12 protein-coding genes are annotated in these 9,047 nt (G+C 54.7%); 5 read left to right on the forward strand and 7 right to left on the reverse strand.

Annotated features, from left to right (window positions below; all coding sequences use genetic code 11):
* Both AXE65_RS03505 and argB read left to right on the forward strand, forming a co-directional pair.
* Window positions 1–1,111: phosphomannomutase/phosphoglucomutase (locus AXE65_RS03505; protein WP_204376507.1), on the forward strand; the 1,111-nt coding region annotated here is incomplete at its 5' end.
* Entirely contained in the window at window positions 1,102–2,004 is a 903-nt protein-coding gene (gene argB / locus AXE65_RS03510; protein WP_068388174.1) for an acetylglutamate kinase, read from the forward strand. The genes AXE65_RS03505 and argB, both read left to right, overlap by 10 nt.
* A gap of 43 nt (window positions 2,005–2,047) precedes the next feature.
* Here argB and AXE65_RS03515 read toward each other — a convergent pair whose 3' ends face one another.
* From AXE65_RS03515 to pyrE, 3 genes are read right to left on the reverse strand one after another with little or no spacing between them, the layout of a single operon-like run.
* Complete coding sequence (locus AXE65_RS03515; protein WP_068388177.1) at window positions 2,048–2,419, reverse strand: hypothetical protein; 372 nt, start codon at window positions 2,417–2,419, stop codon at window positions 2,048–2,050.
* Window positions 2,388–2,645, reverse strand: a complete 258-nt coding sequence (locus AXE65_RS03520) for a DUF4124 domain-containing protein (RefSeq protein WP_068388180.1) — start codon at window positions 2,643–2,645, stop codon at window positions 2,388–2,390. The genes AXE65_RS03515 and AXE65_RS03520 overlap by 32 nt, the downstream gene beginning before the upstream one ends.
* A gap of 40 nt (window positions 2,646–2,685) precedes the next feature.
* Window positions 2,686–3,324 (reverse strand): orotate phosphoribosyltransferase, encoded by a 639-nt coding sequence (gene pyrE / locus AXE65_RS03525; RefSeq protein ID WP_068388183.1) that lies wholly within the window; start codon window positions 3,322–3,324, stop codon window positions 2,686–2,688.
* Window positions 3,325–3,400: 76 nt separating this feature from the next.
* Here pyrE and AXE65_RS03530 point away from each other — a divergent pair, with 76 nt between their 5' ends.
* Window positions 3,401–4,180, forward strand: coding sequence for an exodeoxyribonuclease III (locus AXE65_RS03530; RefSeq protein ID WP_068388186.1), 780 nt, complete (start codon window positions 3,401–3,403; stop codon window positions 4,178–4,180).
* 40 nt (window positions 4,181–4,220) lie between these two features.
* On the opposite strand, the gene mtgA is transcribed toward AXE65_RS03530, so the two are convergent.
* Entirely contained in the window at window positions 4,221–4,904 is a 684-nt protein-coding gene (gene mtgA, locus AXE65_RS03535; protein WP_068388189.1) for a monofunctional biosynthetic peptidoglycan transglycosylase, read from the reverse strand.
* An 81-nt stretch (window positions 4,905–4,985) separates the two neighbouring features.
* Between mtgA and AXE65_RS03540 the strand changes: the two genes are divergently transcribed.
* Together AXE65_RS03540 and AXE65_RS03545 are read left to right on the forward strand one after the other, a co-directional pair.
* Window positions 4,986–5,357: a DUF423 domain-containing protein gene (locus AXE65_RS03540; RefSeq protein WP_068388192.1), complete on the forward strand. Its 372-nt coding sequence runs from the start codon at window positions 4,986–4,988 to the stop codon at window positions 5,355–5,357.
* Window positions 5,358–5,452: 95 nt separating this feature from the next.
* Window positions 5,453–6,817, forward strand: a complete 1,365-nt coding sequence (locus AXE65_RS03545; RefSeq protein WP_068388195.1) for a glutamine synthetase family protein — start codon at window positions 5,453–5,455, stop codon at window positions 6,815–6,817.
* Here the strand turns inward: AXE65_RS03545 and AXE65_RS03550 are convergent.
* The 3 genes from AXE65_RS03550 to AXE65_RS03560 form a co-directional block, all read right to left on the reverse strand.
* The gene (locus AXE65_RS03550; RefSeq protein ID WP_068388197.1) at window positions 6,814–7,140 is read right to left on the reverse strand and encodes a DUF1820 family protein; all 327 of its coding nucleotides are present in this window, start codon (window positions 7,138–7,140) and stop codon (window positions 6,814–6,816) included. The genes AXE65_RS03545 and AXE65_RS03550 overlap by 4 nt on opposite strands.
* 119 nt (window positions 7,141–7,259) lie before the next feature.
* Window positions 7,260–7,967, reverse strand: a complete 708-nt coding sequence (locus AXE65_RS03555; RefSeq protein ID WP_068388199.1) for a hypothetical protein — start codon at window positions 7,965–7,967, stop codon at window positions 7,260–7,262.
* A 214-nt stretch (window positions 7,968–8,181) separates the two neighbouring features.
* Window positions 8,182–9,047 (reverse strand): class I SAM-dependent methyltransferase (locus AXE65_RS03560; protein ID WP_079214028.1); only part of this gene is annotated, 866 nt, incomplete at its 5' end.

The raw sequence follows: 9,047 nt of genomic DNA on the forward strand, positions 1-9,047 counted from the left end.
GCCTATTGGCAGCGCAGTCATGTTGACTGGCAGCCATAATCCGCCCGAATACAACGGCTTTAAGATTTTGCGGGCGGGCGAGCCGCTCAGCGCCGAACAAATCCAGCTACTGCGGCGCTCAATCAAAAACGAGGATTTTGTCAGCGGGCAAGGCGTTATTCGCAAGCAGTCCATCTTTAAGGATTACTGCGCGGCGCTTGGCGCAGGCATTTATCTAGCAAGACCGCTAAAAATCGTTATCGACTGCGCCAATGGTGCCACCGGCCTGATCGCCCCGCGCCTGTTTAAGGCGCTAGGTTGCGAGGTTATCCCACTCTTTGCCGAAGTGGACGGGCGCTTTCCTAATCATCCGCCCGACCCCAGCCGCGCAGAAAACCTGCAAAGCCTTATCCAGGCCGTCAAAGACAGCCGCGCGGATATGGGGCTTGCTTTTGACGGCGACGGCGACCGCTTGGGCGTAGTCACCAATAGCGGGCGGATTATCCCGGCAGACCAATTACTGATGCTGTTTGCCGGTGAGCTTTTAACCCAGCACCCCGGCGTATCCGTCGTGTTTGACGTGAAATGCAGCTACCGCCTGCCCGAATGGATTAAAAAGCAAGGCGGCAAGCCATTGATGGTAAAAACCGGTCGAACCCATATCCGCGAGGCCATGCGGCAAAACGGCGCGTTGCTGGGCGGTGAACTGAGCGGGCATTTTTGCTTTGCCGATCGCTGGAACGGTTTTGACGATGCACTCTACGCCGCCGCCCGTCTGCTGCAAACTTTAAGCCAAAGCGAAAAAACCAGCGACGCACTCGCAGCTGAATTACCGCAAGACTGCGCCACGGAAGAAATCACTATCGCCGTAGCGGATGAGGAAAAATTCGCCCTGATCGACCGTCTGCAACAACAGGCCGAGTTTAGCGGTGGACAGATCAACCGGCTCGACGGCATTCGCGTAGACTGGCCGCGCGGTTTTGGCCTGATCCGCGCCTCCAATACCAGTCCTGCGCTGACGCTGCGCTTTGCCGCAGAGGACGAAACCGAACTTAAGCGCATCCAACAACTTTTTGCTAAGCAACTACAGCTTGTCTTGCCCACTTTTAGAGGAATACTGCCATGCCGCTAGGCCGTCGCACCGCTGCCCATATCGCCGAAGTGCTGTCCGAGGCGCTGCCTTATATCCATCGTTTTGTCGGCAAAGTGCTGGTGATTAAATACGGCGGCAACGCGATGGAAACCGATGAACTGAAAAAAGGCTTCGCGCGTGACATTGTGCTGATGAAGGCGGTCGGCATTCATCCGGTGGTCGTGCACGGCGGCGGCCCGCAAATTGGCAGTTTGCTTGCAAGGCTTAATATCGAAAGCCACTTTGTCGAAGGCATGCGCGTCACCGACAGCCAAACCATGGACGTGGTGGAAATGGTCTTGGGCGGACTGGTCAACAAGGATATCGTCAACCTGATTAACCATCACGGCGGCAACGCCATTGGCCTTACCGGCAAGGATGCAAGGCTGATTCGCGCCAAAAAACTCACCGTTTCGCGCAAAACGCCAGAAATGACCCAGCCGGAAATTATCGACATCGGCCATGTCGGTGAAGTCAGCCAAATCAACAGCGATTTGCTCGCCATGCTGGTGCAGAGCGACTTTATCCCAGTTATTGCGCCGATTGGTGTCGGCGCGGACGGACAGTCCTACAACATCAATGCAGACCTTGTCGCCGGCAAAGTGGCCGAGGCGCTGGCGGCGGAAAAACTGCTGCTTTTAACCAATACCGCAGGGCTTTTGGACAAAAACGGACAGGTATTGACCGGCCTTTGCACCGCGCAAGTGGATGAATTGATTGCCGATGGCACGGTTCACGGCGGCATGCTACCAAAAATCCGCTGCGCCCTCTGTGCTGTGCAAGGCGGCGTGACCACCGCGCACATTATCGACGGTCGCGTCCCACACGCCGTACTGCTGGAAATCTTTACCGACAGCGGCGTAGGCACTTTGATCAAGCAAAATCCGGCATAAAGTGCTTTGGCTCCCCTATCCCATTTGTCGGAGAGGGGTAAACTTAAGAAGCTGAACCGCTTAATAACTCGACCAACCTCGCCTGCTCGTCATCAAATTCGCTGGCCACCTTAAGACGCTGTGATTTGTATTGCGCGAGAAGGGCTTGCAGTTTGCGCTGCTCGGTTTTGAGCTGGCTGATTTCCTGCGCCAAATCGGGGTCATCGGCGGCCTTTCGATCGCGGCGGATGGCCGCCAGCTTGTCATGCAGGTAGGCCAGCTTGTCGTTTATCGGCGACAGTTGGTTTTCGGTCTTTTCAATCAAGGCATCAAACTCGCGCAATTTGCTTTGCTTGACGCGGTCTACATCCTCAGGACTGCTGTAGAGACGCAGCAGGCGCTCATCATTCTCGCGGCGTGCCTGTTCGGCTTGCATCTGCTTGATTTCTTCGGGCGTCGGCGCGCGGCACGGTTTTTATCACCCGTCCCTGCTCATTGAATACCTCATAGCCTTTATCCACATATTGAGGCGGCACGCCTTGGCGATTAAACACGATCATGCCCTGTTCATCCGTGTAACGGTAAATATCGGCAAGGCTCAAAGAAGCCAGGCAGAGCGTAAAAAACAGCACGGCGAACGGCAGAAACAAAATCTGACGCATAGTACCCCTTTCAGTCGCTTATAAAAAACGAATGGAAACGCTAAACGCCGTAGCGTTCCCGGTAACTTTGCGCCGCCTGCCAGTGTTGATGCAAAAGCGGGTCTTGGGCGAGATACTCAAGAACGTCGGCCAGTGAAACGATGCTAACAACTTTAACGCCGAAACGCTCTTGTACCTCTTGTATCGCCGAGTTTGCGCCCTCGCCGCGTTCGGCGCGGTCGAGCGCAACCAGCACACCTGCCGCTTGTGCGCCCGCCATTCGGATAATTTGCATGGCCTCGCGCACTGCCGTGCCGGCGGTAATCACGTCATCGATAATCAGTGCGCGCCCAACCAGTGGGCTTCCGACCAACTGGCCACCTTCGCCGTGGTCTTTGGCTTGCTTGCGGTTAAAGCACCAGGGCACATCGCGCCCTTGCTCTGAAAGCGCCATGGCACAACTGGTTGCAAGCGCGATGCCCTTGTAAGCAGGGCCGAACAACAGGTCGAACTCAATGCCGCTGCTTATCGCCGCCTTGGCATAAAACTGCCCAAGACGCGACAATCTGCCACCTGTATTAAACAGGCCAAGATTAAAAAAATAAGGGCTTACGCGGCCGGATTTAAGCTGAAATTCACCAAAACTAAGCACACCACAATCTATCGCAAAGCGGATAAATTCTTCTTGATAAGATTGCATAAAACCTCGTATTGGATGAATTTAAGCGACCAGCTCGGGTATCATAGACAAAATTTTTTGTTGGGGCTATCGGTTCATGCGGATTATCAGTCTGAACGTAAACGGAATTCAAACGGCGAAGGAGCGCGGCCTGTTCGCCTGGCTTAAAGAGCAGAACGCTGATGTTGTCTGTCTGCAAGATATTCGCTGCACGCAGCCGCAAATCGAATCGCCTGCCTTTGAACTGCCCGGCTACGTCTGTTATGCCAGTGAAGCCGAAATCCCCGAACAAGGCGGTGTCGCAATTTATTCCAAATTACAGCCCAAAGCCATTATCACCACGCTGGGTTTTGAAAGCTGTGACCGCTTTGGCCGTTATCTGCACGCAGACTTTGACAAGCTCAGTATTGCCAGTGTGTTGCTGCCGTCCGGTCGTGGCAGCGATGAAAGTCTGAACCAAAAGTTTAAGTTTATGGATGACTTCACCAGTTATCTGGAAAAACAACTGCGCAAACGCCGCGAATATATTTACTGCGGCTCGCTCTATGTTGCGCACCGTAAACAGGATGTAAAAAACTGGCGCGACTGCCAGCATTTACCGGGCTTTCTCGCGCCGGAACGCGCTTGGCTGGATGAAGTTATCGTCAATATGGGCTATGTCGATGCGCTGCGCAAAGTCAACCATGATACTGAGCAATTCAGTTGGTGGCCGGATACCGAGCAAGCGGAACTATTGAATTTAGGCTGGCGTTTTGATTATCAATTGCTCACGCCTAATCTGCGCCGCTTTGCAGGGCGCGCAAGCCTCCCTCGCGCTCCGCGTTTTTCTGAGCATGCGCCGTTAATTATCGATTATGACTGGCTGCTGTCGGTTTAATCCATAAAGCGGCATAAACAAGAAACGTTGCGGCAGCCCCTTATTTATTTAAACGTTTTAAATAAGCGCTGCCACCTAATTGACGAGATTGCTTTCTAATCCAGGTCGCGCGGCGCTGGATATAACTATTCGGGCGCGCAGCGCTAAAGCGATGGGGATTGGGCAATACGGCAGCCAGTAGACTGGCTTGTCGCTCGCTAAGATAAGCCGCGCCAATGCCAAAATGCCGCTGTGCGGCAGCTTCTGCGCCAAATAGGCCATCGCCCCATTCAGCGATATTGAGATAAACCTCCAAAATTCGCGGCTTGGGCCAAATAAGCTCAATCAGTAGACAAAACCAAGCCTCCAAACCTTTGCGCAGCCAGCTACGTGAAGACCAGAGAAACAGATTTTTGGCGACCTGCTGACTTAAGGTGCTGGCACCACGCAACGAGCCGCCACTTTGATTGTGTTTAATAGCCTGTTGGATTTGCGCAAAATCAAAACCGCTATGCTCGGCAAAACGCTGGTCTTCTGCGGCAATCACCGCCATCTTTAAACTGTCCGGTAACTCGCTCCAAGTGCGCCAGTGATAGTGCAGTCGCAGTGCTTTATGCTCTATTTTGCGTTCAATCATCAGCGCACTGATCGGTGGATTAACCCAGCGAAACAGCAATACCGGCAAGCTGCTGATAAGCAAGGCGAGCAGTACCAATTTGCAGAAAAAACGAAACAGACGACGCATAAACGGGCTTGGCGCAATGCTACGGGGTCGCCATTATAGGCCGCTGTGTTTAGGAGCACAGACCCCCAGGAGAACCGCATCATGCCACGCAGCTTTTTACTGTTTGCCGCTTTTTTTGGTTTTACCGCCGTTGCGCTCGGCGCGTTTGCCGCGCATGGGCTAAAAAGCCGTCTGCCGACGGAAATGCTCGTCGTGTTTCAAACCGGTGTGCAGTACCAGATGCTGCACGCGTTGGCATTGCTGATGCTGGCTTTACTCGCACGGCACACAGGCGGACTTGCCCTGCTTGCGGCGGGCGCTTTGTTTGTGCTTGGAATTGTGCTGTTTTCCGGCAGCCTCTACTGGCTTGCCTTAACCGGCACACGCAGCCCTGCCATGATTACGCCGATTGGCGGCCTGTCCTTTTTGGCCGGCTGGTTTTGTCTTGGCATAGTGGGCTGGCGATTTGTTTAGCCAATTCCCGTGTTTGCGTTGTTAAATCAGCATTTAATGACCCAAGCCTGCCGTGGCAGGCTTGGTTTCTTCATTCACAATAATCAGAACAGCTTATGCCATTTGCCCATGCCGACGAAGCACGCGCCTTTCTCGCTGCCAATCCCGATATCACCGCTTTTGAACTGTTTATCCTCGACGCCAACGGCATTCCACGTGGAAAACTCTTGCACCGCGAGGAGTTGCTGGCGGTCTATGAAAGCGGCCGACCGCTGCCCTCGACTATCTTGGGGCTTTCCATGCACGGCGAGGATGTGGAAGACAGCGGTTTGGTCTGGGAGGTAGGCGATATTGACTGCCGTGCCTACCCACTTGCCGGCAGCCTGGTACGCCTGCCGTGGCGGCGCATGCCGACGGCGGCGGTGCAGGTCAGCATGCACCCCAGCGAAGGCTTGCCGGCGACAGTGGCCGACCCGCGCCAGGTGCTGGTCAAGGTGATTGAGCCACTCAAAGCGGCAGGTTTTTATCCAGTAATGGCCTGCGAGTTGGAGTTTTATCTGCTCGACCAAAAACGAAATGCACAAGGCCATCCACAGCCCGCGCTGGATGTCGATGGCGCTCGCCCGTGCAGCACGCAAGTGTACGGTCTGCGCGAGTTGGAGCAGATTGAACCGTTTTTGGCTGACCTTTACCAAGCGTGCGAGACGCAAGGCATTCCGGCGCGTACGGCGATCTCTGAATACGCACCCGGGCAGGTGGAAATCACCTTGGAACATGGCGAAGCGCTGGCGGCGATGGATCAAGCCGTTCGCTACAAGCGCCTGGTTAAAGGCGTTGCCCACGCGCACGGTATGCAGGCGTGCTTTATGGCTAAACCCTTTGCCCATCTGGCCGGAACCGGTATGCACATGCACTTGAGTCTTGCCGATGCGGCGGGCCAAAACCTGTTTGCCAGCGAAAATCCAGCCGGTACACCGCTGCTGCGCCAAGTGGTCGGCGGGCTGCTGGCGAGCCTGTTGGATTCACTGCTGCTGTTTTGCCCCAATGCCAATTCTTACCGGCGTTTTCAGGCACACAGCTACGCACCGCTCGCGCCGACTTGGGGCGTGGACAATCGAACAGTCAGCATGCGCGTACCGGGAGGACCTTCGAAAACACGCCATATCGAGCACCGTATCTGCGGCGCGGATGCCAATCCCTACCTCGCTGCTGCCGCCATTCTTGCAGCGGCTTTGCGTGGCATTCGCGAGCAGATCGACCCGGGCGAGCCGATGGAAGGCAACGGCTATGCCAAAGCGCAAAGCCGACTACCTGGCGACTGGCTAACCGCACTCAATGCGCTTAGCGCCTCAAGCTGGGCAAAGCAGGCGCTGGGCGAGGATTTTTTAAAGGTTTATCTGGCGGTTAAACGCGAGGAATACCGCCAATTTATGGCCGAAGTCGGCGAGCAGGATTGGCGCTGGTATTTAACCCAGGCCTAAACCGGTTTAACCGGCATGGGGAAAGGCATCACATTGCCGCTAGAGCCTTTGGCCTCGATGATTTTGGCCGTGCCGAGCTGCTCCACTTCGTCAATACGAATAATGGTATGCAGCGGCAAAAAACTGCGTGCTACACCGGAAAACTGCGCTTTCAAGCGTTCTTCGCTGGGGTCAACCACCATTTGCGTGCGTTCGCCGAAAACAAATTCTTCCACTTCCAAAAATCCCCAGATGTCGCTCTGGTAGATTTGCTTGGCATACATTTCGTAGACCTGCCCTTGGCAGTGGAAAATGACTTTAAAAATCGGCTCAGACTTACTCATGGAAAGCGGATAAAGAGGAGGGGCGTGCATGATAGCACAGCCCCTTTCCTACGAGGTCAGAGCAATGGCATCGTGCTCTGTGTAATTGTTAGCTGGAATTGTTGCTGTAACTTAGGTGTTTAGAAGCTGACGCGAACCCCCGCGCGGTAATACCTTAAATCTTTCTTGTAGAAATCCGCTTCACCCACCAAACCAAAATTCGGCGTTAATTGAAGCTGAACCCCGATATTGCCGAGCGGTGACTTCCTTACCGGGAATGTGCTGTTATCGGCATCCTGTATTTTGAAGTAACCCACTTTCCCCCAAATGTCGAGCATGTCAAAAGGCTTGGCACGCAGGCCGACCAACGCTTTACCGGCATAGTCATGGTCATCGTATTTGAAGTCTACCTTCTGCCCGTTGACGTGCATTTTGTAGTCATAGTCGAAGTACATGCCAACCAATTCACCGATAAAGTCCAAGCGCTCCGCCATCGGTACATGCACACCAAGACCCAACTCACCTTGGGCAATGGCTGTCTTGAGCTTGACGGTAATAATGCCATCTGTAGTACTGGCAGTATCTTGGTTTCTGCTGTAGCTACCGATTAGGTAGAAGTTGTCACCTAAGGCAAAGGAGCCACGCAAATAGCCACCATCCAAGTCATAATTACCATTATTTGCGCGATCATTATGTCTGGACCAGCCTCCTTCAAGCCATGTGTAACTGATGCCGTAGTTCTCTGGCGGAGCAGCTTGGGTAGTGCTGACCGCAGCGGTCAGCAGAGTAAGCGCGGCAGCAGTACTTCTTGTGCCACGCCGAAGGCATTTTGATGTAAACAGATTCATCCGTTAATCCTCAAATTTCATGTTGACTTTTACTGAAAATTGATTACAACAAGTCGACTGCTTCCAAAGCACTTTGACTACAGCCTACTGCTGGCACGGACTTGAGGTGCGCACTATAGGGCTTTTACACAGCGCTGGCTATTAGCCAAGACCAGATTCATCCAGCCAAACAGCAGCCCTCGCCCCCAGAGTTTGGCTGTGCTCATAGATGGCATCATGGGTTTGCTCGTGGTTTATGGGCAATCAGAACAGTGAGCGGCGTGACCGGAAAGCGCACCTGCTGCAATGTCTGCACGTTGATCCATCCGGCGTGCGCCAAGGCTTGCGCCAGTTCCCCCTGCGGCCAGACCTGCCTGCCTTGCATGCGCATGTGCAGGTAATACTGCAAGATGCGTTTGGCACAGGCGGCGTCATCCAGCACTTCGGCGTGACAGCAGACCAGCACGCCGCCCGGGCGCATGGCGCGGTATAGCCGTTGCAGGACTGCCGGAATATCCGCCACGAAATGCAGCACGGACGAACACCACACCAGGTCATAGTTGGTGCCGAAATCGTCGCTGTTCAGGTCGCCGCCAATGGCTTGCAAGCGCGACGACAAACCGGCGTTATCGATATGCTCCTGCGCCACGGCGGCGGCTTGCGGGTACTCGAAGACCACGCCGGTCAATGCGGATTGAATTTGCGCCAGCGCAATCGCCACCAACCCCGGTCCGCCGCCCAAATCCAGCAGACGGCGGGCGTGCTGGAACTGCCCCAGCCTGGCGCACAGTTCACGCGCGACATCCGCCGTCACCGCGCGTTGTTCCTGCGCAATCTGCACCCGCGCCGCCTGCGCCCAGCCGCGTTGCAGCTTGGCCCTATCGGGCATGAGCGCAGACGTGTCATGACGCACCAGTTCCCCCAGCTGTGCGCCGACCTGACGCACGATACGATGTCGAAACAACAACGCATCGCCGCAGTAGTTCTCTGACTGCGCATTCAGATAGCCATTGGCGACGGGTTGGTTGCGATAGCGCAGTGCAGGCGTGGTTTCACGTTCCAGCAAATCCATTGCCCACAATAATTCCAGCAGATAGCCGG

Origin of the sequence: Ventosimonas gracilis, assembly GCF_001580025.1 — a bacterium.
In the GTDB taxonomy this organism is placed as follows: Bacteria; Pseudomonadota; Gammaproteobacteria; order Pseudomonadales; family Pseudomonadaceae; genus Ventosimonas; species Ventosimonas gracilis.

Excerpts from the sequence above, each read along its gene's own strand:
- AXE65_RS03540 (WP_068388192.1), top strand. The coding sequence starts at position 4,986 with ATGCCACGCAGCTTTTTACTGTTTGCCGCTTTTTTTGGTTTTACCGCC.
- AXE65_RS03520 (WP_068388180.1), bottom strand. The coding sequence starts at position 2,645 with ATGCGTCAGATTTTGTTTCTGCCGTTCGCCGTGCTGTTTTTTACGCTC.
- argB (WP_068388174.1), top strand. The coding sequence starts at position 1,102 with ATGCCGCTAGGCCGTCGCACCGCTGCCCATATCGCCGAAGTGCTGTCC.
- mtgA (WP_068388189.1), bottom strand. The coding sequence starts at position 4,904 with ATGCGTCGTCTGTTTCGTTTTTTCTGCAAATTGGTACTGCTCGCCTTG.
- AXE65_RS03550 (WP_068388197.1), bottom strand. The coding sequence starts at position 7,140 with ATGAGTAAGTCTGAGCCGATTTTTAAAGTCATTTTCCACTGCCAAGGG.
- AXE65_RS03555 (WP_068388199.1), bottom strand. The coding sequence starts at position 7,967 with ATGAATCTGTTTACATCAAAATGCCTTCGGCGTGGCACAAGAAGTACT.
- pyrE (WP_068388183.1), bottom strand. The coding sequence starts at position 3,324 with ATGCAATCTTATCAAGAAGAATTTATCCGCTTTGCGATAGATTGTGGT.
- AXE65_RS03515 (WP_068388177.1), bottom strand. The coding sequence starts at position 2,419 with ATGCAAGCCGAACAGGCACGCCGCGAGAATGATGAGCGCCTGCTGCGT.
- AXE65_RS03545 (WP_068388195.1), top strand. The coding sequence starts at position 5,453 with ATGCCATTTGCCCATGCCGACGAAGCACGCGCCTTTCTCGCTGCCAAT.
- AXE65_RS03530 (WP_068388186.1), top strand. The coding sequence starts at position 3,401 with ATGCGGATTATCAGTCTGAACGTAAACGGAATTCAAACGGCGAAGGAG.